The organism is Brevibacterium sp. HMSC063G07 (genome assembly GCF_001810665.1).
Classification (GTDB): domain Bacteria; phylum Actinomycetota; class Actinomycetes; order Actinomycetales; family Brevibacteriaceae; genus Brevibacterium.
Genome location: NZ_KV802350.1, coordinates 1 through 24,076, shown reverse-complemented (window position 1 = coordinate 24,076; position 24,076 = coordinate 1). Strand labels below are relative to the sequence as shown.

Below are 24,076 nucleotides of genomic sequence, written 5' to 3'. Positions count from 1 at the left end.
GTGTTCGGCCCTCAGAGGGCAAATGACCTGCGATGCCAGGGCGTGGGCCCCAGTTCGGCAACGGCCCGCTTGTGCGCGGGGCTCGGATAGCCTTTGTTTCCAGCCCAGCCGTAGCCGGGGAACTGCGCGTCGAGTTGAACCATCAGTGCGTCACGGTCGACTTTGGCGATGACGGACGCCGCCGCGATCGTCACAATCCGCCCGTCTCCCTTGATGAATGTGCGCACTTTCGGCACAACAGCATCAGCATCGGCAAACAGGTGGGCGTCCACAAGAGACGGTTCATAAGACAGCCAGTTGTGTTTGCCGTCCAGCAGCACAAGATCAGCTTCGGGAAGCTGTGCCAGCGCCCGCCTGCCCGCAAGCGCCAATGCTGCCGTCAGCCCGATTTCGTCAATCTCCCCAGCCGAGGCGAAGCTCACCTGCGCGTGCTCCTGCCAGTCGCGGACCGACTGGGCGACACCGGGTCGGCGTGCCGGGCTGATCTGCTTGGAGTCGTGGAGCCCTGCCGGAATGTGCTCAGCCCCGCCCAGCAGCTCATGCAGACAGAACCAGACGGCGCCCACGCCGACGGGGCCCGCGGTGCAGCCGCGCCCCACCTCGTCCATTCCGATGACCCGCCCAATGCCCTCGTCGTACAGCTGCTTTTCGAGGCTGAGGTCGGTCAGTCCATTCACGGGTTGGGCACGTCGGCGAAGACGTCGGTGGCAGCTTTGACCCGAGAGAAGCGGTCCAAGGGCCAGTTGATGACGAACACCGTGCCGACCACGTTGTCCTTCGGCACGAAAGGACCGCCGGGAGATTCGGTGTTGTAGCGCGAATCGAGTGAGTTTGAGCGGTTGTCGCCCATCACCCAGTAGCTTCCCTCGGGGACTTCCACGTTGAACTTGATGGCCGACGGGTCGGTTCCGCTCTTAACGTAGCTTTCGTCGATTGGCTGGCCGTTGACTTTGATTCGGCCCTGTTCATCGCAGCATTCGACTGTGTCCCCGCCGACGCCGATGACGCGCTTGATGAGCTGCTGGCCTGCGTTGGCGGGCACGAGGCCCAAGAATTCGAGAATCGGGTTCGGCTGATAGGTGCCGGCGGCGGCCGGCGGCAGCCATCCGCCCGGGTCGTCAAAGACGATGATCTGTCCGCGTTCAGGTTCGTTCCACGGCAGCTGGTTGACCATGATGCGGTCGTCAATCTGCAGCGTGTTCTCCATCGACGACGACGGGATGTAGAAAGACCGGACGACGAACGTCTTGATCGCGAAGGATACGACGAGTGCGATTACCGCGATGATGGCGATTTCACGCAGACCCCGCAGAGCCCTGCCGCCGTTCTTCTTCCGTTCAGTCACCGAGCCATCCTACCGCGAACCGCGCAGGTCGGACTCTCGGACAGTTCCTATAATCCGCTTCAGCGGCACCATTCCCCCGCCGGGCCTGCCCAGCAGGTTCCGCGAATCGGTCGAATTGTGCCTGTTGTCACCCATGAGCCACACCCGCCCCTCGGGCACTCGCACGTGGAATTCGATGTCCGAGGCGGAGCCGGACTGGTCTTTCAGGTACGGCTCTTTCAGCACCTCGCCGTTGACCGTGAGGTGTTTGCCCTCACAGCAGACGACCTCATCTCCGCCCGTGCCGATGACGCGCTTGACGTAGAAGACGTCTTTCGGTCCGATGCCGAACCACGATGCGATGTTCTGCACCCCGCCGGGGCCCGTGCCCGGCAGCATGCTGCCGCGACCGTCGAAGACGACAACATCGCCGCGCTCGATGCCGGCTGACAGTGCGGGCATGCGCCACACCGTTATCTTCTGGCCCGGCTGAAGTGCAGGTTCCATGGATTCGGACGGTATGGTGAACCGCTGGACGACGAAGCCGCGCAGAATGCCGGCCAGCAGAAGTGCGGCAATGGCCAGCCAGGCGATCACGGGCAGGATTCTGCGTGTGCGTGATGTGTGCATGTTCTGGATATGACAAAGGGCGCGAACCCGGCGGTTCGCGCCCTCAGTGCGTCATACTCAGCGCTTCTCGCGAATGCGAGCGGCCTTGCCGTGACGGTCGCGCAGGTAGTACAGCTTGGCACGGCGAACGTCACCGCGGGTCAGCACGTCGATCTTGTCGATCGTGGGTGCGTGGACCGGGAAGGTACGCTCGACGCCGATGCCGAAGCTGATCTTGCGGACGGTGAAGGTTTCGCCGACGCCCTGGCCGTGGCGGCGCAGAACAACACCGCGGAACACCTGGACACGCGAACGCGAGCCTTCGATGACGCGCACGTGCACATCAACGGTGTCACCGGCTTTGAACTTGGGAATGTCGGTCTTCAGCGAAGCCTTGTCGAGAAAATCAAGTTTCTGCATGGGTTTCTCCTGCATGCGCGCCCCGGATCGTACATGCGCGTGTCATTATCCGCGGCAAGCGGATGGGCGGATGGTCTGCCGGATGGCCCTGCGGCTTTCCCTTGTGGACTTGCGAGCCCTCCGAGGCAGGCTGCAGTCAGCAAACACAGAGGCTCAGTTTAGTGCACGGGCGCGGGACTGACCAACTCGGGGCCTCGAGGATCTCGCGAAGCCGATCGGCTCCTGCCGCGCCAGCCGTTCCTGTCAGTGCTGGCGCAGCTGCGCTTCCAAGTAGGCCCGGTCTTTTTGGCTGAGGTTGTCCCACAGCTTTTCGAGCATGTCCGGCCGCACTTGACTCGTTCTGAGCAGCCGCTGTTCATAGCGCCAGCGGGCAATTGCCGCGTGGTTTCCCGACAGCAGCACCTCAGGGATCGCTCGACCCCGCCATTCGGCGGGTTTGGTGTAGGCGGGATATTCGAGCAGCCCGTCTTCGTGGCTTTCCTCATCGAGTGATTCCGGATTGCCGATGATCCCGGGAATCAGCCGGGCAATGGCTTCGATCATGACGAGAGCGGCGACTTCGCCGCCGTTGAGCACATAGTCGCCGATGCTGACCAGTCGGACGTCGAATCGGCCGTCATCGCCTGCCCACTCGATCACCCTCTGGTCGATTCCCTCGTAGCGGCCGCACGCAAAGACAAGGTGCTCACGCTGAGCCAGTTCGCGGGCAGTCTTCTGCGTAAACGGAGCGCCTGCGGGGCTGGGCACGATCAGCAACGGCCGCTCGGCCGTTGTCGAGGTTCCTTCGAGTGTGCTTTCAAGGGCCAGGGCCCAGGGTTCGGCTTTCATCACCATCCCGGCTCCCCCACCGTAGGGGGTGTCGTCGACCGTATGGTGGCGGTCGGCTGTGTAGTCACGCGGGTTGCTCACCCTCAGATCAAGGTGGCCGTCCCTGCGGGCCTTGCCGATGAGCGAAAGGTCAAGGGGACTCAGGTAGTCCGGAAAGATGGTGAGGACGTCAAGCCTCACGATTCGCCGTCCTGCGGCAGCAGACCCGCCGGCGGGGTGATGGTGACCGTGCCGGCGTCGATGTCGACGTGCGGAACGATTTCCTCAACGAACGGCACCAGAGCCTCGGCACCGGCGCTCAGCGTGATTTCGAGGAGGTCCTGGGCGGGGTTGTTGATGACGTCGGCGACCGTGCCGATCACCGCACCGTCTTCAACAACGTCAAGGCCGATGAGGTCGGCGACATACCAGGCACTGTCGTCATCGTCGTCCTCAGCTTCAACGCTGATGAGTGTGTTGCGGACTTCCTCTGCCCGCGTGCGATCGCTGATTTCCGCAAAGGTCAGCAGCAGGCGATCACGGTGCCACCTGGCACGGGTGAGGGTGAGGGTGCCGATGTCCGGCTCGGTGGCGAATTCACTGCCGACGAGAAAGCGCTCGTCGGGATCATCGGTGCGGACCTCGACGGTGAACTCACCGCGGATGCCGTGCGGTTTGCCCAGGCGGGCGACAACTTGACTCACAGGGGCCTTTCACAGCTTGACGAACCCCTCCAGTGTAACGGCGGGCGGCAGTTGCCGGGCACGCCTGGCACCAGCGCAGCCAAGCCCCACCCCACAGGGGTTTCGCCCTGCTGAACCAGACCTCCGCCTCGGCCTGTTCTGCACCCGCACACCCTCCAGCAACAAAAACACCCGAAAAGAGCGGTGGCTGACGGGAGTTTTTGTTGCTGGAGGGTGGGTTCCTTGCGGTTGAAGCGCAGATCCCGGCTAACGGGAGTCTTCGTGTGCAGATCAACCGCCTGCGCGCCTGCTCATTGGCGCCCAAATGCAACAGCGCCCCGGGGAGGTTTCCCTCCGCGGGGCGCTGTTAGAAGACTGCGAGTGTGATCAGGCTTCAACGAGGTCGACTCGCACTCGGTCGCCCGAAATGGCGTTGACGACCTTGCGCAGCGATTTGGCGGTGCGCCCGGCACGTCCGATGACACGACCGAGGTCGTCAGGGTGGACGCGCACTTCGAGGGTCGTACCGCGACCGCCGCTGCGCTCCCTCACGGAAACGTCGTCTGGGTTGTCGACGATTCCCTGCACGAGGTGTTCAAGCGCCTGCGCAAGCATGATCAGGCCTCTTCTGCTTCTTCGGCAGCGGGTGCTTCTTCAGCAGCGGCTTCGGCGTTTTCCTCAGCCTTGTCTTCCTTCGGCTTGATGACCGACTTGGCTTCGGGAGCTTCGAATTCCTGCTTTTCAGCCTGACCTTCGACCCGGTTGGCGGTGTCGCCTTCGCCGGTGAACTTAGCCCAGTCACCCGTGAGCTTGAGCAGAGCCTTGACCTGGTCGGTGGGCTGAGCACCGACGGAGAGCCAGTACTGTGCGCGCTCCGAGTCGATCTTGATGACCGAGGGGTTGTAGGTGGGCTGGTACAGACCGATCTCTTCGATCGGACGGCCGTTCTGGCGGGTCTTCGAGTCAGCCACGACAACGCGGTAGTGCGGTGCGTGGACCTTGCCGATGCGGTTCAGACGAATTTTGACTGCCACTTCTGTGGTGTCTCCTTTTGCAATCAGGGTGAAGATCCGAACGCGCAACGTGGGGATGTCGGCGTTTCGTTTCCTCGTGTTCCAGCCTGTCCGCTGGCTGAGAGGGATCAGCGGGCAGACAAGTACAGCAGATTATTGTGCCAGAAAAGACGGCGGCTTTCCACCGGGTTCACTTCGAGAAGCCGCCGAAGCCCTTGGGCAGCTTCGACAGGTCGAACTCTTCGTCGTCACCGAGGTCGATGCCGCCGAAGGCCGCACCCTGCTGGCTGGGTGCTTTGCCCTCGCGGCGCAGCTGCGCTTCGCGTTCCTGCTGGGCCCGCTTTGCGGGATTTCCGGACTTGCCCGCCCCGCTGCCCTTCTTCTTGCCACCGGACTTGCGGCGCGGCTTCCGGCCTGCGCCAGCCCCGGCGCCGGGCATTCCCGGCATGGCGGGCATTCCCGGCATCGACGGCATACCGCGGCCGCCGCCCATCTGCTTCATCATCTTCTGCATGGCGGCGAACTGCTCCATGAGCTGATTGACGCGGCTGACCTCAACACCGGCGCCGCGAGCGATGCGCGCACGGCGGGACCCGTTGAGGATCTTGGGGTTGGCGCGTTCGGCCGGGGTCATTGAGCGGATGATCGCTTCGATGCGGTCGAATTCGCGTTCGTCGAACTGTTCGATCAGCTGCCGGTGCTGGGCCATGCCCGGGATCATGCCGAGCATCTTCTTCATCGAACCCATCTTGCGGATGGCGCCGATCTGCTTGAGGAAGTCCTCCAGGTCGAAGCCTCCGCCGGATTCGACCTTCTTGGCGAGCTTTTCAGCTTCTTTCTTGTCGAAGGTGCGCTCGGCCTGCTCGATGAGCGTCATGATGTCGCCCATGTCGAGGATCCGGTCGGCCATGCGGTCCGGGTGGAACTGTTCGAAGTCCTTCAGGCCTTCGCCGGTCGAGGCGAACATAATGGGCTTTCCGGTGACTTCGGCAACCGATAGGGCGGCACCGCCTCGGGAATCGCCGTCGAGCTTCGACAGGACGACACCGGTGAAGTCGACTCCTTCGAGGAAGGCTTCTGCGGTCTGGACTGCGTCCTGGCCGATCATGGCGTCGATGACGAACAGGACTTCGTCCGGGTTGACGGCGGCACGGATATCGGCGGCCTGCTGCATGAGCTCCTGGTCGATGCCCAGGCGTCCGGCGGTGTCGACGATGACCACGTCGTGCAGCTTCTGACGCGCTTCTTCGATTGAGTCCTTGGCAACTGCGACGGGGTCTCCCACACCGTTGCCCGGCTGTGGTGCGTAGACGGGCACGCCTGCGCGACTGCCCATCACCTCAAGCTGGTTGACGGCGTTGGGCCGCTGGAGGTCACAGGCCACCAGCATGGGGCGGTGGCCCTCCGTGCGCAGCCAGTGGGCGAGTTTTCCGGCCAGCGTCGTCTTACCGGCACCCTGCAGACCGGCGAGCATGATGACCGTCGGCGGCTTCTTTGCGAACTCGAGCCGGCGGGTCTGTCCGCCCAGGATTCCCTTGAGCTCATCGCCGACGATCTTGACGACCTGCTGGCCGGGGTTGAGCGCCTGCGAAACCTCTTCCGAGAGCGCACGTTCGCGCACGCGCCCCGTGAAGGAGCGCACTACCGACAGCGCAACGTCAGCATCGAGAAGCGCGCGGCGAATTTCGCGGATAGTCGCATCGACATCGGCTTCCGTCAGGCGGCCTTTGCCGCGCAGATTGCGGAAAGTCGCTGTCAGGCGATCGGAAAGAGAGTTGAACACGGGTTCTGACTGCCTTCGTATGTGGACTGAAACTCAACAGACAAGGATAGACGATGCGCCGGTCCCGGCTTCTCAGCAGTGGCGCGCCGACCCCGGCTGTCCTCCAGCTGCGCGGCAGCCGGGAGCCTGTCAGGATTCGAGCAGAGCGTCGACAAAGCCCTCGGCGGTGAACGGCGCTAGGTCGTCTGCGCCTTCGCCCAGGCCGATGAGCTTGACGGGCACGCCGAGGGCGCGCTGAACGGCGACGACGATGCCGCCCTTGGCCGTCCCGTCGAGCTTGGTGAGGACAATGCCGGTGATGTCAACCGACTCGGCGAACACCTTGGCCTGCTGCATGCCGTTTTGGCCAGTGGTGGCGTCCAGGACGAGCAGCACCTCGTCGACGTCGTGGCCTTCGCCCAGGGGGCGGGTTGCTACGCGCTTGACCTTGCCGAGCTCATCCATGAGGTCGCGTTTGTTCTGCAGGCGACCGGCGGTGTCGATGACGACAACATCGGCGCCGTCGCGCTTGCCCTGTTCTACCGCGGCGTAGGCCACCGATGCGGGATCGGCGCCCTCTTCCCCGCGAACCGTTTCCACCCCGACGCGGTCACCCCACGTGGTGAGCTGTTCTGCCGCTGCCGCACGGAAGGTGTCTGCCGCTCCGAGCACAACCCTGCGGTCTTCGGCTACGAGAACGCGGGCGATTTTGCCGACGGTCGTCGTCTTTCCGGCACCGTTGACACCGACCACCAGCATGACGGCGGGGTCTCCGGCCTCGCGAGCAACTTCGGAGCCAGCCACATTGAGCGTGCGGTCCATGGTCGGGTCAACGACTTTGATGAGCTCTTCGCGCAGCAGCGGCCGCAGGTGTTCGGGATCGCGTGTGCCCAGCACCCGCACCCTTTCACGCAGCGAGTCGACCAGTTCGGCGGTCGTGTCGACGCCGAGGTCGGCCATGATGAGGGCATCTTCGACATCCTCCCAGGTCTGTTCGTCCAGGGTGTCCTGGGACAGCAGGGTCAGCAGACCTCGGCCGAAGACGTTGTTGGACTTGGCCAGTCGAGCACGCAGGCGGGCCAGGCGCGTGGTTGGTTCGGTGGGAGTTTCATACCGCCGCTCTTCTTCGACTTCGGCGGTGTCCTCAGTGAGATCCGGAACGTGTGCTGACGGGGTGCGCCGTTTGGTGCGCGCAGGGCCGAAGAGCACGAAGCCCGCGGCGATGAGAACAATGGCCAGAATAATGCCGACTGTGACAAGAGTGTCCATGGCACCCAATCTAGCGGAACAGAATCTGCAGCGTGGTGCTCAGCCCCGTGCCGGTATCCGGGACTTTCCAGTGCCGAGTGCGCGGACGCAGGGTCAGCAGGCTCGGTGCCGCATGGCGCCTGGGCTGCGGCACGAGCACGTAGTGGTGGTCGGCCATTGCGGTGACGGCCGCCTGTTCGCGCGTGGGGAGGTGAGCGGTTTCTTCCTCTGATCCGAAGAAGCCGTAGTCGTCGTAGCCGGTCCACGAGTGCGGCAGGCGGAAGCGCTGTGACGAACTGGGTTTGATTCGCCCTTCTTGGCGCAGGCTCGGCAGAGCCACGGCGAGCACGATGACGATGCCGAGCGTCAGGATGATCGCCAATCCGACGAGGAGTATGAGAAAGCTGGCCAGACCAGCCATCAGCACCCCGTGATCGGGCGGTTGCAGAACATGGGCAGAGGCTCCTTGACGGCGTATACGTGCATTTCTTAGAAGGCCAGCTTAGTGGGACCGAGCTGAGAGTTCTATTCAGGGATCGCCAGCGGCACCTCGAACACTGCTGACCAGCCTCTGTGAGACGACCTTGGAGATCCCGTCCCCGCCCATTGTGACGCCGTACAGCGCGTCGGCGATTTCCATGGTGCGCTTCTGGTGGGTGATGACGATCAGCTGTGAACTCTCCTGCAGCTCTTTGAAAACCCCGAGCAGTCTTGAGAGGTTGACGTCGTCGAGGGCTGCCTCGACTTCGTCCATGACGTAGAAGGGGCTGGGCCGGGCTTTGAAAATCGCCACGAGGATGGCAACTGCGACGAGCGACCGTTCCCCACCAGACAGCAGCGACAGCCTGCGAACCCGCTTCCCGGCCGGCCTGGCAAACACCTCGACCCCGGTTGTGAGCATGTCGTCTGGGTCTGTCAGCGACAGTGAGCCTTCGCCGCCAGGGAACAGCCGACTGAAGATATCGGTGAACTCCCGCGCAGTGTCGGCGAAGGCTTCCGCGAAGACCTCTTTGACGAGCTCGTCGATCTGGCTGACCATGCCGCGCAGATCCTCGCGGGTCTCTTCGATGTCGTTGATCTGCTTTTCCAGATAGTCGTGACGCTCCTGCAGCGCTGTGAACTCTTCGAGCGCCAGCGGGTTGACCTTGCCGATGCGCTTCATTTCGCGTTCGGCTTTTTTCTGCACGCCCTCCACTTCGGTGCGCACAAAGGGGCGGGTGGGCAGTTCGTCGCCGTCGACGTCCGCGGTGAAGTCCGGGACGTCGAGGTGGGGGCCGAACTGTTCTATGAGGTTCTGGGCTGACAGGCCGATTTCCTGTTCTGCTCGCCGGTTGAGCTCTTCGAGCCTGAGCACGAAGCGTTCGCGTTTGAGTGCCGCGGCGTGTTCGGCCTCTGCGAGTTTCGCCAGTTCCCCACGCTGTTCATCGAGGTTTTCGCGCAGCTTTTCAGCCTGTTCGCCGGCTGCGGTGCGGCTCTCCTGCAGCGCGGCGTGTTCGGCTTCGACGCTTTTTTCCCTTTCGGCCAGGTGCTGTGCGAGCTCTTCGGCCACCTCGCCTGCGGCCTGAGTTCTGTCCGCCAGAAGTTTCCGCGCCTGCTCTTCACGCTGCAGGCGTTCGCGCTCAGCCTGCTGGGCTCGGGCTTTGCGGCGCAGGCTGTCGATGCGATCGGCCAGGAAGCGCACGCGGTCATCGGCTGAGCGGGCTGCGATTCGGGCCTCCATGACCTCTTCGCCCAGCTGCGTGTGTTCTTGCGCCAAGCGGTCGCGGTCTTCGGTGTCGGGTTCGGCGTCAACCGTGTCGAGTCCTGCCAGTGCCGCCTGGGCCTTTTCGCGCTGTTCTTCGGCTTGGGTTTGTCGTTTGTCCAGCTGTGCGCTGCGTGCGTCGAGGCGCTCGACTTCGGCTTCGAGAAGCTGCACGCGTTCGGACGCTGCCGTGACGGCGCCCTGTGCCCGGATGATGCGCGCTTCTGCATCGCGCCGAGCTTCCTGAGCCCGCTGCTCCTGACTGCGGGCCTCCCGGAGGGCTTCGCGGAGCCTCTTGACTTCTTCGGCTGCCTCTGCGGCTGCCAGGGCGAGCTCGTCGATGCCGCCCTGAGCTTCGGCCAGCGCGTTGCGGGCTTCGGCGCGGGCGGCTTCCGCACGACCGGAACGGCGCACGCGGTGGGTCTCGATGACAGTGCCCGACCGGGTCACGCACGTCAGGTCGGGGTGTTCTTGCAGCAGGGCGAGCGCCTGCTCGGATTCTTCGACGATGACAGTGCGGCTGAGCACAGCGCGCAGTGCTGTGCGCAGTCCGAGGTTGGATGCGCTGACCACGTCAACGGCTCGCCGGGCGGAACCGATCGCGATCGGCTCTGGAGAACCCTCGTGAGAGTCGGCGCCGATGACGGTGTCGACGTCAGTGCTGCCGTCCGTGTTCTCCAGCAGCGCCAGCCCCGCCTGGTGGGTGTCTGCGAAGAGAGCTTGGGCGAAGGGGCCAAGCGCTGCCGCGGCGGCTGTTTCAAAGCCCGCTTCGATTTCGAGGAGGTCTTCCACTCGCCCGGTGACACCGTCGATTTCAAGGGCCAGAAGGTCATCTGCGGACGCCGAATGCGATGCGCTGATCTGCAGGGCCTCAATCCGGGCCTCCGTCTTGCGCAGCTCGCCGGTCAGTTCGGCGCTGCGGGTGTCGGCTTCGTCAACAGCGGCTTGGGCGCGAGCGGTCGCATCAGCTGCGGCCTGCACTGCGTCATCCACTCCGGTCTGTTCCTGTTCTAAATCGGCCACGGCGGCTTCTGCCCGCTGCGCTTCGGCGCGTGCGCTCTCGATGTCCGCCAAAAGCTTCTCGCGTGCAGGTGCGGCTTCGTCCTTTTCGCGAGAGATGCCCTCGAGTGCCCGCTGGGCGGTTTCGACATCAGATTCGAGTCCGGCCCGGATGCGGACTTTTTCGGCGATCTCCGCACGTGCGGCTTTCAGTGCTGCTTCCGCCGTGTCGAGTTTGCCGGAGATTTCGTTTCTGGCTTGGGCGAGCTCTTCGAGGCTCTGGGCCCGTCTGCTCTGCTGGTCTTCGGCGTCGCTGAGTTCACCGCGGAAGTGCTCGGCCCTCTCGAGGAGGGCTTCGGGCGCGTCGCCGCTGAGCTTCTGCGCGGGCGTGCGCAGAAACTCCACGCGGTCGCGGGCGCGGCCGGCTGCCGCTGTGGCTCGCGTGGCGGTCCGGCCGAGTCTGCGCAGCAGCTGGGCCAGCCGGTCGTTGTCCTGTTCTGCTTTCACTGCCGAAGCGCGTGCTTCGGCAATGTCCTGTTCGAGCTGTTCAATGCGCGCTTGCACGACCTGCCGCTGTTGGGATTCTTCCCGCGCGTTTCCCGTGTTCTGCAGCGCTGCCTGTGTTTGGACGATGTCGTCGGCCAGCAGGCGAGCACTTGCGTCGCGCAGCTCGGCCTGCACGGTCGCGGCCCGCTGTGCGGCACGTGCCTGTTTGCCCAGCGGACCCAGCTGCCGGGCCAGTTCTGCACGCAGGTCCTGCAGACGGTCGAGGTTGGTCTGCAGGCCGTTGAGTTTGCGGACGGCTTTTTCTTTGCGCCTGCGGTGTTTGAGAACGCCCGCGGCCTCTTCGATGATCCCGCGGCGCTCAAACGGATCGGCGTGCAGAACCTGGTCCAGCTGTCCCTGGCCGACGATCACGTGCATTTCTTTGCCCAGACCGGAATCGGACAGCAGCTCCTGAATATCCAGCAGGCGCGCCGGTGCGCCGTTGACGGCGTATTCGCTGCCGCCGGAGCGGAACAGCGTGCGGCTGATGGTGACTTCCGTGTAGTCGATCGGGATGGCCCCGTCGGCGTTGTCAATCGTCAGACTGACTTCGGCTCGGCCCAGCGCCTGCCGCTTCGAAGTGCCGGCGAAGATGACGTCCTCCATTTTTCCGCCTCGGAGGTTCTTCGCACCCTGCTCGCCCATGACCCACGCGAGCGCGTCGACGACGTTCGACTTGCCCGAACCGTTTGGTCCGACCACACACGTGATGCCCGGTTCGAGTTCGAGCCGGGTGGCAGACGCGAACGACTTGAAGCCGCGCATCGACAGGGTTTTGAGGAACATTCAGATCAGCATAGCCGCCAAACCGCCTCAAACCGCGTTTATGCCGCCGACAAGACTGGCCGCGCCTTCGTGCATTCCCCTGGCTTTGAGAATGTCGAGTGCCTGCAGCGAGCGCACACCGGCCTGACAGAACAGCACCGTCAGCGGCGCATCGGACTTCGGAAGCTGTGCCCCTTCCAGGAGAGCGCTGAGCGGAACATTGTGCGCCCCGGCAATGGTGCCGGCGGCGTACTCGTCGGCTTCGCGCACGTCGACCAGCAGGGTCGACTGGCCCGCCTGCAGGCGGGCTTCGAGAGCTGCCGGGGTGATGACGGCGGCGGAGTCGAGGTGGTCGACGGGTGCGCGGTCAGGGTCTGCGGCAACCGTGAGGCTCCGCATGGTGCTGGCCAGTCCGTCGTAGATGAGAACAGAGCCGAGGGCAGATTCGCCGACTCCGGCGAGCAGCTTGATGGCCTCCATCGTCATCAGCGTCCCGATGATTCCCGGCAGCACGCCGATGACTCCGGCTTCCGCGCACGTGGGTGTTGAGCCGGCGTCGGGGGCTTCCGGGTAGAGGTCGCGGTAGGTGCCGGTCTTCCCCGCCCAGAAAACGCCCACCTGGCCGGAGAAGCGCAGGACCGAACCCTGGATGACGGGTTTGCGCAGCATTTCGCACGCATCGGAAATGAGGTAGCGGGAATCGAAGCTGTCGGTGCCGTCGATCACGAGGTCCGCATCCCGCAGAACGTGCAGGGCGTTGCCGGCGGTCAGCCGGTCGGTGTGCAGGGTCAGTTCGATTCCGGGGAACAAACCGCGGCACACATCGGCTGCAGATTCGGCTTTCAGCCTGCCGATGTCGGATTCGGAGTGGATGACCTGGCGGTGCAGATTGCTGCGTTCGACAACATCGTCATCAATGATTTCGAGGTGGCCAACCCCCGCGGCGGCCAAATACTGCATCACAGGCGCTCCGAGTCCTCCCGCACCGACAACCGCGACCCGAGACTTCAGCAGCCGGGCCTGGCCTTGTTCACCGAAGCCGGCCAGGCCCATCTGCCTGCGGAAACGCTCAGCATCCTCCGGTGTCAGTCCAAGCGGCGTGTTATCGCTCACTGCGTGACCCCCATTCCGCGGAATCCTTCGGCCGGATCATGGCCGGTGACAAGCCCGTCGAAGCTGCTCGATGCAACAGCACCGTGTCGGCGCGTGGGGATCCTGCCGGCGCTTCGGGCCCAGCCGCCGGCTTCGACGGCCAAGCGCATAGCCCTTGCCATGGCGACGGGGTCTTCTGCACGCGTGACCGCACTTGCCAGAAGAACAGCCGAGCAGCCCAACTCCATTGCCAGCGACGCCTCGGACGCGGTGCCGATCCCGGCGTCCAGCACAACGGGAACAGAGGCGCGCGAGCAGATGAGTTCGATGTTGTGCGGATTGAGAATGCCCAGACCGGACCCGATCGGGGCACCCAGCGGCATGACGGCCGCAGCCCCGGCGGATTCGAGCCGCTTGGCTACAGCCGGATCGTCCGAGGTGTAGACGTAGGGTACGAAGCCGCGCTCGGCGAGCATTTCGGTGGCTTCCAGCGTTGCAATGACATCCGGCAGGAGGGTTTTTTCGTCTGCGATGACTTCAACTTTCACCAGCGGGGTTTCGCAGGCTTCCCGGGCGAGTTCGGCGGTGAGCACTGCGTCCGCCGCGGTGTAGCATCCGGCGGTGTTCGGCAGCACCTTGATGTCCAGGTCGGACAGCATGGCAAACAGCGAACCGGCTTCTGTGGGGCTGTAGCGGCGCATGGCGACGGTCGTAAGTTCGGTCCCGGACTCCTGCAGGGCGGCACGCAGGTTCGCGTGGTCGACTGCCCCGCCGGTTCCCATGATCAGCCGGGACGTCAGAGTGGTCGGTCCGATTGTCAGCGGCTGCACGTCAGCCTCCCTGCACTGCTGTGACGATGTCGATGACGGCACCGTCTTCTACTTCCGTTCGCACCCAGCGTACGCGCGGCACGACAGCGCCGTTGAGTGCTGCCGCGATGCCCGGTCGGCTGCCGTCGGCGGGTGTTCCGTCGGCTTTGAGCTGCGTGTTGGTCGTGCGGGCCACGACGTCAAGCACCGTGAGCCTGCCTTCGAGTTCCTGCACTGTGCCGTTGACCGTGATGCTCATGGGATTTTTCCTTCCGTGTGGGTCTCGGCGGCCTGGGCAGCCAAGCGGGAAATATAAGGGGTCAAAAGGATTCCGTGCCGGGACAGTCCTCCTGCGACGACAACCGCCGAGGTGCCAGCGGGGTTCGCTTCCGGTCCTGCTGACGAGTGGCAGGGCACCTCGGTCCGTGTGACCACCGGCATGTCGTCTTCGGCTGTCGGGCGGGCGCGGGTTGTCACGTCAACGAGGTCGCAGTCGCGCAGACCGGGAACGACGGTGACGGCGTCAGCCAGGAGGTCTGCAACACTGCCCAGGTCGGTTTCAGGGCGGTCTTCGCGCACGGATGCGCCGATGACGATTTCGCCGTTTGCCCGCGGCACAATGTAGACGCTTCGGCCTGCGACCACGGCGCGGACTGTCCGCTGCACAAGCGGACCGAAGCGCAGGCGGCTGTCGGGGGTGCGCACGCGGATGACGTCTCCGTATACGGGGCGCAGGGTCGGCTTGGAATCTTCGGGCAGGCCCGCGATCCCGGCGATGCCCATGCCCGCTGCCACGACAGTCGTGTCGAATGGGTGCTGTCTGCCGTCGGCGGTTTCCACTGTCGCCCCGGCAATGCGGGTGACGCGCTGGCGGAAAATGGGAGTCGACTCCAGTGCGCCGAGCATGACCTCCATGAGCCGGCGAGGGTCGATGCGGAGGTCACCGGAGATTTCGGCTCCGGCTGCCAGGCCGGGCGCCAGACCGGGTTCGAGGCGGGCGAGCCCGCTTCCGGGCAGGTGATTGAATGTCAGACCGCGTGCGGCGTAGGCCCGCTCCATCCGCTGAAGGTGTTCGTGGTCTCCGGAGTCTGCGGCCACCAGGAGGGTTCCCGCGGTTTCAAAGCCGACAGCCTCCGGGGCAACACCAAGCATTTTCAGAAACTCCGGGTATTCCTCGAGGGCCTTCTGCATAATCGGCAGCAAACCGTCCTGGCCGAACTGGACTTCCGCGACTGGGGCGAGCATACCGGCGGCCGCATATGATGCTCCCAACGCCGGTTCCGGGTCGAAGACAGTGATGTCATGACCGCGGCGCTTCAGCCGCACAGCTGTGGCGAGTCCGAGAATTCCCGCCCCGATGACCGCTGTCTTCACCATTCTCCTCACGTCGGCATGATCCGCTTCGAGTGCTGATGGTCGGCCGCTTCGCCCTCTCAGCCGGGCGTGTCCCGGCTCCCATGAACCGCCCTCAGAGTAAGCCGCCCGCGGTGACGGAGCAAAAGCTGAGGAAGCACCGCTGGCAAGGTCCGGAAGAAACAAGCCTCATTAAGAAATATGTAGGCTCTCCGCTTAAAAGCGTCGGCGGTCTTGCGAACACGTGTAGACTGCCTTTCGCGTACGCCGTACCGAAACTCCGCACATTCGGGGGATCTGGCACGGCACCAGGCACGGGCACGAACACTGAATCTGCAATGAAGTGGAGGCTTAATGACCAGCGATGTTGTTTTGACGGTTGAGGGGCTGACTGTCAAACACGGGTCTCAAACCGCTCTCGATGATTTTTCATTCACGCTGCAGCGGGGCGAGATTCTCGGCATTGTCGGCGCCAACGGCGCCGGCAAATCTACACTTCTGAAGGTTCTTTCCGGAGGCATCATCCCAGACGAGGGCACGATCACCCTCGCAGATGAGAAGTTCGCCCCGGAAACCGAAGCCGAGGCCCGAGCCATCGGCGTCGGCTACATCCCTCAGCGCATCTCGGTGGATGAGGACCAGACCGTCTACCACGCGATGTTCCGCACCTCGTACCTGTCGAAGCTCACGGATGAGGAAAAGCGCGCTGAAGCAACCCGCCTCCTGGAAGACAACGGGGTTGCCATCTCTGCTGACGAGCAGATGCGCGACCTTGTTCAGGCCGAGCGCACAATGGTGGAGATCCTGCGGCTGGCCAACGAGGAAACGGCCCTGATCCTGCTGGATGAGGTTTCTGCTTCCTTCAACGACCACGAAATCTCGCTGGTGCACGACCTCATCATCCGCCTGTCCAAGCAGGGCCGCGCCATCATCTATGTTTCCCACCGCCTGGACGAACTGCAGTCACTGTCGAACCGCATTGCAGTGATCAGAGACGGCAGGCTTCGCTCAATCCTGGTTCCCCGCGAAGCTGACCGCGACACGATCACAGTCGAAATCTTCGATACCGAAGCTCCCGTTCCCACCAAGAAGCGCGGCGAGATCGGCGATGAGATCCTGCGGTTCGAGGATGTCGCCCTCGACGACAAGCTCTCACCGACCACGTTCTCCCTCCACAAGGGTGAGATCTTCGGCATCACGGGACTGCGCCGATCCGGTGTGGAACAGCTGGCCGACATCATCAGCGGCAAGGCTGCCCACACCTCCGGCACGATTGTCGTCAACGGCGAAGAGAAGAGCTTCTCCAGCCCGGAGGATGCTCTGCAGGCGGGAATCTTCACCCTGGGAGAAACTGACGGTCAGGTTGACTACGGCGAAGGCAATAACCTCGCGTCCGAGTACTCCAAAATCGACGAAGACGATCAGTCGTTCACCGACCAGGTCCAGAGCTTCAGGGAACTCGTCAGCACCCTCCAGGAGCTGCGGGTCAAAACTCCGAGCATTCACCGCAAGGTCGGCGAACTGTCCGGAGGCGACCAGCAGAAGCTCGCTGTCGCCAAGTCCCTGCACAGCGATGCGAACATCTTCGTGCTCAACCAGCCCACCCGCGGAGTTGACGAACTTTCGCGCCAGGCCGTGTACAAGCTCCTGGAAGAGGTCACCAGCCGCGGCAGCGCCTGCGTCCTGCTGTCATCCGATATCAGCGAACTGCTCGCCCTGAGCGACAGAGTCGCTGTTATGCGCGAAAACAGGCTCATCGGCCCGCACGAGACCGACAGCTTCACAGAAGACACAATCATGATGATCGCCCTGGGCTACACCCCGTTCCGCACAACAAGCAAGCGACGCTCGTCATCGAACACCGAAGAAACCGCCGAGGAGACCACCGACGCTGGTGTTCAAGGTGAGATTGAATGAGTTTCAACTTTCTTCGCCGCTCACCACAGCAGCGAGATGAAGTGCAGACTGACGAACCCTATGTGCCCGATATTTCACACGTGATGCAGACCCCGCCGAACTCAGATACCCCCACGCCAGCCTCTCCGCAGACCGGCCACCACTACGGCGCCCTACAGCCTCAGGTCGCTGCCGGTTCAAACTATCCAGTGCGGCCGTGGCAGGAAGAAGCGCCGGGCCCCGGGCGTGCCTTTCACACCGACCTGGACGACTACGACGCCCCTGAATCTTTCGAAGTTGACTACCCAGACACCCCTGATGACCCCGAGCCTGTTGAAGCAGAAAGCGCCGACGACCCACCCCGCGACCACTTTGCGATAACCTTTGACAACGCAGGCGAACAGGATCTCCCCGCGGAGACCTACACCACCGAAAGCCCCGCAGAGGACCTTTCGGCCGAACCCACGCCGTTGTTCACTGAAGTGCGCGGTTATACTGCTAGTGCCAATAACGAAGGACCTCATTTCCTGCAGAACTCTGAAGGAGATGAGCACTTCGACGATTCTTCTTCCGAGGAGACCGATCCTCGGTCAGAAACGAAAGAGAACACTATGTCAGCAAATATTCAGGCGTCCCTTCGCAGCCTCCTCGAAATCGAAGGCGCTACGGGTGCAGCAATCGTCGACATCGCCTCGGGCATGGAGCTTGGAACCGGCGGCAACCCGAACTTTGACCTCAACGTCGCAGCTGCCGGCAACTCGAATGTCATTCGCGCAAAGCTCGCCACCATTGCCGACCTGGGCATCAACGAGAACATCGAAGACATCATGATTACGCTCGAATCGCAGTACCACCTGCTGAGCGTTCTCAACACTTCGGCAACAGAAGGTCTGTTCATCTACCTCGTCCTGGATCGCCGTCACGCGAACCTGGCACTCGCACGCCACAAACTGCGCAAGCTTTCCGAGCAGATCTCAGTCTGATCCGAGGTTCAGCCCGAACTGCTTGAGCAAAGGGCCTGTGGGAGCAGCGTCCGCTGTCCCCACGGGCCCTTTTGCTATCGGTTTTCGTATGGTTGCGGTTCAGTACCGCCGCTGCGGTTTCTGGCACGCGGGACACCAGTGGGATGTGCGCCCGGCAATCGTGCTGCTGCGCACAGTTTCACCGCAGCGGGTACACGCGGTGCCGGCTTTTCCGTAGACGCCGAGGCTGCGGTCGAAATATCCCGATTCGACTCGTTTATGACCCTCACCAATGGCCAGTCGAGTCGTCATTCCAGTGGTGATTCGATAGGGACTCGACTCCCCTACGCGGGCTGGCTAGGCCGTCAGTGACGTGGTCGAGCGTACTGCTCCTCACATTCGACGAGCTCACGCTTCGGGCGTCACGAGCTCCGCCCTCGCCCAACGCGCGATCATCCGGAGTTGTGGATGCTCGCTCACGATCGCTCGCTGACGGTCTGCGGGCAGCCCGATCTCGTGCAGGAGATTCAGGATCACCACGCCCGTCGTCACCTCGACGACGGCGACGAGCTCGTCGAACTCGTGCCTGGGGGGTGCGTCCCTCGTGAGCCAGGTCGTTGCGGGCCTTTACCGTCCTGCTGGCCCATCGTTCAACATCAGGAACGAGCACCGACACCGCCTCCTGGTCAGGCCGATTGACAAGAGCCTCGAGCCGGTCGCGGAGAGTCATGTCGTTGCGGATCGCGGACTTGAGCCGCTCCCGCTGATCCTCCGGAGCGACCTCAAGCATCGCCTCGCGCATCTTTTTGAACTCAGCGTTCGGCATCGGGAGCTCTTCGATTCCGAGCGCCCGATGGAGGGCTTCGGCAGCGCCGACCGCCATGAGAAGACGGCTCTCGACGTACTGCGCTGGCGCGTACAGGAGCGCCAAGATCAGGTCCGTCGAGGCCCGGAGGCGATTATGCACCGCACACCATCGCGGGACGATCTCCTGGAAGGGGATGTCACTGCAGGTGAAGAACACTCTGCGGTGCTCGATGGCCTTTGCATCCCGCTCCCCCACGGCGGCGGGCGAGTAGAGCACCTCGACATAACGCTCCATCGGATGCCGTTCGGCCCCCGGCCCGTCTGCCTTCAGTTTCAGCCGCAGCCAGATCACCCCGGCAGCACGATGGGTCGCGAGCGAGATCAGGTCCTGCAGAGACTTCGCGGACGCAAGCGCTTCCTCGAAGGAGCACGCGTCCGGCGGAGCGATCTGCAGGAAGACCGTGTCGCGGATCCGCGCGGTCGTTCTCCCGCGAAGCTCGTCGACGTACGGAGGATTGCGAAGATGCTCGAGTGAGTACTCGGTGCCGTCGACCAGGACCGACGTCGATTCCAGCGGCTTCGCACTGATAGAGCCGCTGCCATCGAACGGCGTCCCGCCTGGGCCGCCGATCGACGACGAGAAGACCCCGTCTGCCGCCCAACGACCGACGTCCTCGACGGAGATCTGAAGTCCTTCGAACAGTGCAGCTTCCGTGTTCGCCGCGTGGACGCCGATCAGCGCGGATTGAGCCGAAACCACCTGCTTGTCGGGGCTCTTCACCCGCGCGCCGAAGGATCGGTTCGTGCTCGTCGGGATGCACCCAAGGAGGGTGATCTCCCTCTTCTCAGCGACGCCGAGTATGACGTCCCACGACCGTGTGCCTTCATGCACATGCGTCACGCCTGGTCGGGGCGACGTCATGACCCGGTCCTCGAAGGTGCCGATCAACGTTAGTTCCGCACCGCCGTCGCGGTCGTATCGCAGCACGCCCGGGACACGCTCATCCGGCGCGTCGGGCAACCACCACAGCCCAGACCACTCGTGGGAATCGACCAGATGCAGCGGCTCGGTCGGCATATGCGTCCCCCCCTACAAGACTGATGCCCCGGGGGTCCGGGCCAGGAGGCCCGGACAGTCACCGGGGCATACGCCTTCGATTCTAGCAGTGCGGGCTGCTCAGCCCGCCTGGCGAGACTTCACGAAGATACCCCTGTAGGCACCCCACGGCCTCCCCGCCGACCCTACGTCTCGTCCGCTTCGCCTGCTTCTCTGCAAGATGATCGTGAAGCCCTTACGCAGAGCGCTCTCCTGGCCGCGTGTCAGCGGCTGAGCGGTGGCTCGGATCCTTCGAACATGCTCCTCCCGAGCCGCGTGACCGAACACCTTGTCGAGCTCAGAGACCCAGACCCAAGCCTTAACCGTGTGCCGCCCATCGCGAGCCGTGGACGCTTCTATGCGCGCCGTCAGAACCCCAACCTTGATCCGTCGGCAAATGGCCTGCGGGCTACATGACTCGCGATCTGCAGCCGCGGAGATGTTGCCCCACTCGTCGCTCGACCCCATGCCCTACTCGCTCCTTCGCATTGCCCGGAGCCTGACACAACCGCGATCACCCCGGACCGACTAATGTGACTCACAGTCCGTGGACTCATGGTCATCGTAGCGAAACCGTTGAGATAAGAGGGAGTCCGCGCACCGCATCGCGTTCGGCGAGCATCTCCGCGAACTCTGCCAGGAGCTAGGCTGGGCGTCTCAGGAGGCCTTCGCCCACCACGTCAGTCTCGACCGCACCTACAAAGCGGCCTGGAGCGTAGCCGTCGCAACCCAACGCTCGACATCATCTTCAAGCTCGCTCACGGGCTCGATGTCTCCCCCGCGGAGCTCCTCGCGACCACCAACTGAATGCTCGCGCCTTGGGAGGCCCGTTCAGCCACGAAGCTCTGCTGCGGGATGAGGCATCCTTTCGTTCATCAACCCCGAGGACCAAGGGATTCCAGGTGGTACTCGAAATGGAACATGTACGTTGCGTCGTAGTCGTGCCCGTACGAACCAGCGCCTCGCCCCATGACCTCGGCGAATGACGCGGGTCTCACACCCAACGCTCCCTTCTACGAATCGTTATTGGTTGAGATCGGTACGTCGATGGCATCACGCGCGACAACGATGCCGTCCTTGAGGATGTAGCACTCGACGACGTGGTCGCCGCGAAAGTTCGTCTGCTCATGTCTGGTGCCCGGACGGCTCGACGGAACGATCTGACCACGGATTTTGTTGCGCCGCTCGGCCTCGTAGCCCTGGTTCAGTACCTTCCACTTGACCTCGTACGGCTCGGGCACCGTGCACTCGACGATGATGAAGTCGAGCCCCTTTCGAGCAAGGAGTGGAGTCTTGTCTCGAAGCATCGTCCGCAGCAACATTGTGCGGAATCCGTTCTGCGTGACCTTGCAGTCGATGGCTACCGAATACGCGATGTCGACCGGATAGAGGTGCTCGACGAACTCCTCCGTGTCGTCGAACGTGCGATCAGTCTTCGTGTCGGCCAGCGGCACCGCCGTACCGAACACTTCACGCCACTTCCTGTTCGCGGCGGCCTTCCCCTCCAGTTCGATCGCTTCGAGGCACCGGCTGTAGGCCTTCTTGGCTTTCGGTTGGAACCGCGCCTTCACAGCCACCCATTGCTTGCTGCCGAGGGCAAGGTAGCGCTCTTGGTTCGGCTCGTTCGCGAGAAACTCAAAGAAGTCGCGGACCATGAAGTCGAACCAGAGCGGCCCCTTGTCGTCGTACTCGCTCGTTGTCGAAAAGAACCGGTGGACGAGGGTGTCTATGAGCAGGCCACCCATGGCTACACCGTTCGCATCCTTCCATGCCCGCGCCATCCGAGCCAGGTGCCGCATGTTGTTCGACGTGCGGTCGTTGCACTCCTTCGTCGCAGCGATCTCGTCGTGCGGCTTCGTGAGCTTCCAACCTTCAGATTTCGTGTCCGGGTAGTCGAAGCTGCCATCGGCGTTCTCGAACGCCGGCTGCACTTCGAACTTGAACTTGTTGGTCGTGAATTGCACGCGCGCGACGCACTGGTCGACGCGTACGTCGGTGTTCGGATACCGCTTCGTCAGAACGTCACGGACCCGGTTCAGAACTCGCCGTGGTCCGTTCTCGTCGTCATAGCTCGAGCGCAGACCACTAGGGAGAATGAAAATCAGGTCAAGGTCCGAGACGCTGCGGATCGCAGTGTGCCGGCCGTAGGAGCCGACCATCAGGCGGTGCGCCGTGGAGCCCTCGATCGACCGGAAGTCCTCGTTCAGAGCCTTGATGATCGCATCGCGGCGCATGGCGATCGTCGTGCTGGCGTCGCCGACCTTCAGGTTCTCGAGCAACTGACCGAAGATCTCAGAGACCTTCATCCTCGCGAGTCCTCCTCATTCATTCGGAGCTTCTCGGGAAGGAACGGGTCGATCTCGTCGGACGTGAACGTGAGCTCTTCCCTCTTTTTCAGTCCGCCGGTTGCCTTGTCGAATGCCTTCTTCCACGTTCGTGGTGCTGTGGCGTACACGACACGGGCCGCCTCTTGAAGTTCGTCTCGGCGCGCGCGAGCATCAGTTGTGGAGACCGCGCCCGACATGAGGTCTGTGATCAGCGACAGGTAGGACTCACGGACATCCCAGAGCTTCGAAGCCGCGTCACGGTGTGCCTCGGCCTCCTCGTGGAACCTGAACGTCTTGGTGCTGAGGCTGAGGGCGGAAACCAAAAGCGCGGCGAACGACGTCGCGAGGCCCGCCAGCTCAGGGTTGACAGTCGCCCCCAGTACTGCGGCGAGGAAAGTCCCCGAGCTGGCCGCGGTGAGCGCAACGAGGACACCCTGCTGCACGCGGTGCCTCTTAAAACAGAGGTCCGCCTGTTTCTCGTGCGTCTTGTGGCTGTACACAACACGGCCGTAGGCCTCCCGCACCTGGGCGAGCAGATGATCATCGGGGCCGACCTCGGCGGACTGTCCATCTGTCATGTCTCTCCGTTCATACTCTCCACGGACGTGTCTCCGCTGACGACCGCTTCGAGGAGAGGCGACAGGGCATGAGTTTTGGCTAGCGTGGTGATCTGCGCGCGACCAGCCAGAAACATCTTCAGGGCCATCACCCCACCTCCGTGTTGTCACTTCGAACACTAGAACGAGCCACTGACATCGAACTCGCACGTCGACCGTCGCGCTTCGAATAGATCAGTAGTCGTTCGCGAGGCCCGACTCGTACAGCGCCTTTGCGCTATGCGCATCACGAATGGCCTGGCGCACGGATGCTTTCGTGATGTCCAGGACCCGAAGTGTTCCACCCGTCTCAGCGACCGATTCAATACGTCGGAAGTCGCCGGGGAATCGCTCGGCGAACTCTGCGAGGCCTCGCAACTTCGGCAAGGCGTCCGACATGTGGTGTCCGTGCGGGTCGACGAGATCGGCCACGACCTTCCCGTCGCGGGACGTGGGTGTGGTACCGCGTCACGCCGTTGGGTCACAGCGCGGCTCTGGCGTTGGACGAAATCTGCGCGCCGAATGGAAAGGATCGGAAGTGAAGAAGCACTCAGTGCTGTTCGTGTGTGTGCACAACGCGGGCAGGTCTCAGATGGCCGCGGGGTGGCTGCGTGCACTGAGCCCGAACTTCGAGGTTCGTTCGGCAGGCTCGGCGCCTGCCGCTGAAATCAATCCCGCTGCAGTCGAAGCTATGCGTGAGGTCGGGATCGATATCGCCGGCCAGCAGCCGAAAAGACTCAGCGAGAACGACGTGGCAGAGTCTGATGTTGTCATCACGATGGGATGCGGCGACACCTGCCCCATCTTCCCGGGAAAACGGTATGAGGACTGGCAGGTCGATGATCCCGCCGGCCAGTCGTTGGAGTTCGTTCGAGCAGTTCGCGACGACATCCGCCAGCGGGTGGAAGCGCTCATCGCCGAATTCACGTGAGCCACCGGGCCGCTCAGGGCAGGCCGGTGGTGTCATTACCGCCGCTGGGCATTCTGGCACCCGGGGCGCCAATGGGATGTGCGTCCGGCGATCGTGCTGCTCCGCACACTTTCCCCACAGCGAGTACAGGGGCTGCCCGCCTTCCCGTATACGCCAAGGCTGCGGTCGAAGTATCCCGATTCGCCGTTGAGTTGACGTACAGCTCGTCGAAGCTCGTTCCTCCAGCCTCGATGGCCGCGCAGGCAGGCCCTGCGGACGCTGCGGGGCGACCGTTCGGCGCAGCGCCGTCG

The 24,076-nt window shown here is 63.4% G+C and carries 27 protein-coding genes and 1 riboswitch; of the genes, 4 read left to right on the top strand and 23 right to left on the bottom strand.

The window, feature by feature from the left end; genetic code table 11:
• Positions 1-11 precede the first annotated feature (11 nt).
• From HMPREF2757_RS05515 to HMPREF2757_RS05440, 16 genes are all read right to left on the bottom strand, one after another.
• Positions 12-677, bottom strand: a complete 666-nt coding sequence (locus tag HMPREF2757_RS05515; RefSeq protein WP_070574125.1) for a ribonuclease HII — start codon at positions 675-677, stop codon at positions 12-14.
• Positions 674-1,345, bottom strand: coding sequence for a signal peptidase I (gene lepB / locus HMPREF2757_RS05510; protein WP_070574123.1), 672 nt, complete (start codon positions 1,343-1,345; stop codon positions 674-676). Before lepB (HMPREF2757_RS05510) ends, HMPREF2757_RS05515 begins: the two co-directional genes overlap by 4 nt.
• Before the next feature lie 9 nt (positions 1,346-1,354).
• Complete coding sequence (gene lepB / locus HMPREF2757_RS05505) at positions 1,355-1,954, bottom strand: signal peptidase I (protein WP_070574122.1); 600 nt, start codon at positions 1,952-1,954, stop codon at positions 1,355-1,357.
• Positions 1,955-2,011: 57 nt separating this feature from the next.
• A complete protein-coding gene (rplS, locus tag HMPREF2757_RS05500; protein WP_070574120.1) occupies positions 2,012-2,353 on the bottom strand; it encodes a 50S ribosomal protein L19 in 342 nt (113 codons plus the stop codon).
• A gap of 243 nt (positions 2,354-2,596) precedes the next feature.
• Positions 2,597-3,361, bottom strand: coding sequence for a tRNA (guanosine(37)-N1)-methyltransferase TrmD (gene trmD / locus HMPREF2757_RS05495; RefSeq protein ID WP_070574118.1), 765 nt, complete (start codon positions 3,359-3,361; stop codon positions 2,597-2,599).
• Entirely contained in the window at positions 3,358-3,864 is a 507-nt protein-coding gene (gene rimM / locus HMPREF2757_RS05490; RefSeq protein ID WP_070574116.1) for a ribosome maturation factor RimM, read from the bottom strand. Before rimM ends, trmD begins: the two co-directional genes overlap by 4 nt.
• Positions 3,865-4,230: 366 nt before the next feature.
• On the bottom strand, positions 4,231-4,458 hold the full coding sequence (locus HMPREF2757_RS05485) for an RNA-binding protein (protein WP_070574113.1): 228 nt from the start codon (positions 4,456-4,458) through the stop codon (positions 4,231-4,233).
• Between the two features lie 2 nt (positions 4,459-4,460).
• Positions 4,461-4,877, bottom strand: coding sequence for a 30S ribosomal protein S16 (gene rpsP, locus HMPREF2757_RS05480; protein WP_070574418.1), 417 nt, complete (start codon positions 4,875-4,877; stop codon positions 4,461-4,463).
• A gap of 169 nt (positions 4,878-5,046) precedes the next feature.
• Complete coding sequence (ffh, locus tag HMPREF2757_RS05475) at positions 5,047-6,639, bottom strand: signal recognition particle protein (RefSeq protein WP_070574109.1); 1,593 nt, start codon at positions 6,637-6,639, stop codon at positions 5,047-5,049.
• Between the two features lie 129 nt (positions 6,640-6,768).
• A complete protein-coding gene (gene ftsY / locus HMPREF2757_RS05470) occupies positions 6,769-7,887 on the bottom strand; it encodes a signal recognition particle-docking protein FtsY (protein ID WP_070574106.1) in 1,119 nt (372 codons plus the stop codon).
• Positions 7,888-7,897: 10 nt separating this feature from the next.
• Complete coding sequence (locus HMPREF2757_RS05465) at positions 7,898-8,287, bottom strand: hypothetical protein (RefSeq protein ID WP_176745894.1); 390 nt, start codon at positions 8,285-8,287, stop codon at positions 7,898-7,900.
• A 108-nt stretch (positions 8,288-8,395) separates the two neighbouring features.
• Positions 8,396-11,938, bottom strand: coding sequence for a chromosome segregation protein SMC (smc, locus tag HMPREF2757_RS05460; protein ID WP_070574104.1), 3,543 nt, complete (start codon positions 11,936-11,938; stop codon positions 8,396-8,398).
• A 27-nt stretch (positions 11,939-11,965) separates the two neighbouring features.
• Positions 11,966-13,030: a ThiF family adenylyltransferase gene (locus HMPREF2757_RS05455; RefSeq protein ID WP_070574101.1), complete on the bottom strand. Its 1,065-nt coding sequence runs from the start codon at positions 13,028-13,030 to the stop codon at positions 11,966-11,968.
• On the bottom strand, positions 13,027-13,839 hold the full coding sequence (locus HMPREF2757_RS05450; protein ID WP_083304123.1) for a thiazole synthase: 813 nt from the start codon (positions 13,837-13,839) through the stop codon (positions 13,027-13,029). The genes HMPREF2757_RS05455 and HMPREF2757_RS05450 overlap by 4 nt, the downstream gene beginning before the upstream one ends.
• 1 nt (position 13,840) lies before the next feature.
• The gene (thiS, locus tag HMPREF2757_RS05445) at positions 13,841-14,077 is read right to left on the bottom strand and encodes a sulfur carrier protein ThiS (RefSeq protein WP_070574098.1); all 237 of its coding nucleotides are present in this window, start codon (positions 14,075-14,077) and stop codon (positions 13,841-13,843) included.
• Positions 14,074-15,195 (bottom strand): FAD-dependent oxidoreductase, encoded by a 1,122-nt coding sequence (locus HMPREF2757_RS05440; protein ID WP_070574095.1) that lies wholly within the window; start codon positions 15,193-15,195, stop codon positions 14,074-14,076. Before HMPREF2757_RS05440 ends, thiS begins: the two co-directional genes overlap by 4 nt.
• A riboswitch (TPP riboswitch) is annotated at positions 15,181-15,287 on the bottom strand. Its footprint overlaps the gene before it by 15 nt.
• A gap of 238 nt (positions 15,288-15,525) precedes the next feature.
• On the opposite strand from HMPREF2757_RS05440, the gene HMPREF2757_RS05435 reads away from it, so the two are divergent.
• Positions 15,526-17,088, top strand: a complete 1,563-nt coding sequence (locus tag HMPREF2757_RS05435; RefSeq protein WP_070574092.1) for an ATP-binding cassette domain-containing protein — start codon at positions 15,526-15,528, stop codon at positions 17,086-17,088.
• A complete protein-coding gene (locus HMPREF2757_RS12100; RefSeq protein WP_256278269.1) occupies positions 17,085-18,050 on the top strand; it encodes a roadblock/LC7 domain-containing protein in 966 nt (321 codons plus the stop codon). The genes HMPREF2757_RS05435 and HMPREF2757_RS12100 overlap by 4 nt, the downstream gene beginning before the upstream one ends.
• A 99-nt stretch (positions 18,051-18,149) precedes the next feature.
• On the opposite strand, the gene HMPREF2757_RS12210 is transcribed toward HMPREF2757_RS12100, so the two are convergent.
• Both HMPREF2757_RS12210 and HMPREF2757_RS05425 read right to left on the bottom strand, forming a co-directional pair.
• Entirely contained in the window at positions 18,150-18,341 is a 192-nt protein-coding gene (locus tag HMPREF2757_RS12210) for a zinc finger domain-containing protein (protein ID WP_370919386.1), read from the bottom strand.
• Positions 18,316-19,914: an ApeA N-terminal domain 1-containing protein gene (locus HMPREF2757_RS05425; protein WP_218079073.1), complete on the bottom strand. Its 1,599-nt coding sequence runs from the start codon at positions 19,912-19,914 to the stop codon at positions 18,316-18,318. Before HMPREF2757_RS05425 ends, HMPREF2757_RS12210 begins: the two co-directional genes overlap by 26 nt.
• 651 nt (positions 19,915-20,565) lie before the next feature.
• On the opposite strand from HMPREF2757_RS05425, the gene HMPREF2757_RS12205 reads away from it, so the two are divergent.
• Complete coding sequence (locus tag HMPREF2757_RS12205; protein WP_141750199.1) at positions 20,566-20,739, top strand: helix-turn-helix domain-containing protein; 174 nt, start codon at positions 20,566-20,568, stop codon at positions 20,737-20,739.
• Positions 20,740-20,807: 68 nt separating this feature from the next.
• Here the strand turns inward: HMPREF2757_RS12205 and HMPREF2757_RS12095 are convergent, their stop codons facing one another.
• The 4 genes from HMPREF2757_RS12095 to HMPREF2757_RS05405 all read right to left on the bottom strand — a co-directional run bounded on the left by HMPREF2757_RS12095 (position 20,808) and on the right by HMPREF2757_RS05405 (position 23,287).
• A complete protein-coding gene (locus HMPREF2757_RS12095) occupies positions 20,808-20,930 on the bottom strand; it encodes a hypothetical protein (RefSeq protein WP_256278268.1) in 123 nt (40 codons plus the stop codon).
• Positions 20,931-20,945: 15 nt separating this feature from the next.
• Positions 20,946-22,238, bottom strand: coding sequence for a nucleotide-binding domain-containing protein (locus HMPREF2757_RS05415; protein WP_070574087.1), 1,293 nt, complete (start codon positions 22,236-22,238; stop codon positions 20,946-20,948).
• Entirely contained in the window at positions 22,235-22,837 is a 603-nt protein-coding gene (locus tag HMPREF2757_RS05410; protein ID WP_070574084.1) for an SLATT domain-containing protein, read from the bottom strand. The genes HMPREF2757_RS05415 and HMPREF2757_RS05410 overlap by 4 nt, the downstream gene beginning before the upstream one ends.
• A 213-nt stretch (positions 22,838-23,050) precedes the next feature.
• On the bottom strand, positions 23,051-23,287 hold the full coding sequence (locus tag HMPREF2757_RS05405; protein ID WP_070574081.1) for a hypothetical protein: 237 nt from the start codon (positions 23,285-23,287) through the stop codon (positions 23,051-23,053).
• Between the two features lie 106 nt (positions 23,288-23,393).
• Here HMPREF2757_RS05405 and HMPREF2757_RS11425 point away from each other — a divergent pair, with 106 nt between their 5' ends.
• Complete coding sequence (locus tag HMPREF2757_RS11425; protein WP_226829370.1) at positions 23,394-23,786, top strand: arsenate reductase ArsC; 393 nt, start codon at positions 23,394-23,396, stop codon at positions 23,784-23,786.
• A gap of 13 nt (positions 23,787-23,799) precedes the next feature.
• Here the strand turns inward: HMPREF2757_RS11425 and HMPREF2757_RS12005 are convergent.
• On the bottom strand, positions 23,800-24,076 hold a 277-nt coding region (locus HMPREF2757_RS12005), incomplete at its 5' end, for a hypothetical protein (protein ID WP_370919385.1).

What these genes read in the sequence shown, in the direction of transcription:
- thiS (WP_070574098.1), bottom strand. Translation starts at nt 14,077, where the DNA reads ATGAGCATCACGGTCAACGGCACAGTGCAGGAACTCGAAGGCAGGCTC.
- HMPREF2757_RS05415 (WP_070574087.1), bottom strand. Translation starts at nt 22,238, where the DNA reads ATGAAGGTCTCTGAGATCTTCGGTCAGTTGCTCGAGAACCTGAAGGTC.
- HMPREF2757_RS05435 (WP_070574092.1), top strand. Translation starts at nt 15,526, where the DNA reads ATGACCAGCGATGTTGTTTTGACGGTTGAGGGGCTGACTGTCAAACAC.
- HMPREF2757_RS05410 (WP_070574084.1), bottom strand. Translation starts at nt 22,837, where the DNA reads ATGACAGATGGACAGTCCGCCGAGGTCGGCCCCGATGATCATCTGCTC.
- HMPREF2757_RS05465 (WP_176745894.1), bottom strand. Translation starts at nt 8,287, where the DNA reads ATGGCTGGTCTGGCCAGCTTTCTCATACTCCTCGTCGGATTGGCGATC.
- HMPREF2757_RS12210 (WP_370919386.1), bottom strand. Translation starts at nt 18,341, where the DNA reads ATGACGACTCGACTGGCCATTGGTGAGGGTCATAAACGAGTCGAATCG.
- HMPREF2757_RS05425 (WP_218079073.1), bottom strand. Translation starts at nt 19,914, where the DNA reads ATGCCGACCGAGCCGCTGCATCTGGTCGATTCCCACGAGTGGTCTGGG.
- ftsY (WP_070574106.1), bottom strand. Translation starts at nt 7,887, where the DNA reads ATGGACACTCTTGTCACAGTCGGCATTATTCTGGCCATTGTTCTCATC.
- rplS (WP_070574120.1), bottom strand. Translation starts at nt 2,353, where the DNA reads ATGCAGAAACTTGATTTTCTCGACAAGGCTTCGCTGAAGACCGACATT.
- smc (WP_070574104.1), bottom strand. Translation starts at nt 11,938, where the DNA reads ATGTTCCTCAAAACCCTGTCGATGCGCGGCTTCAAGTCGTTCGCGTCT.
- HMPREF2757_RS05440 (WP_070574095.1), bottom strand. Translation starts at nt 15,195, where the DNA reads ATGGTGAAGACAGCGGTCATCGGGGCGGGAATTCTCGGACTCGCCACA.
- HMPREF2757_RS05485 (WP_070574113.1), bottom strand. Translation starts at nt 4,458, where the DNA reads ATGCTTGCGCAGGCGCTTGAACACCTCGTGCAGGGAATCGTCGACAAC.
- lepB (WP_070574122.1), bottom strand. Translation starts at nt 1,954, where the DNA reads ATGCACACATCACGCACACGCAGAATCCTGCCCGTGATCGCCTGGCTG.
- HMPREF2757_RS12100 (WP_256278269.1), top strand. Translation starts at nt 17,085, where the DNA reads ATGAGTTTCAACTTTCTTCGCCGCTCACCACAGCAGCGAGATGAAGTG.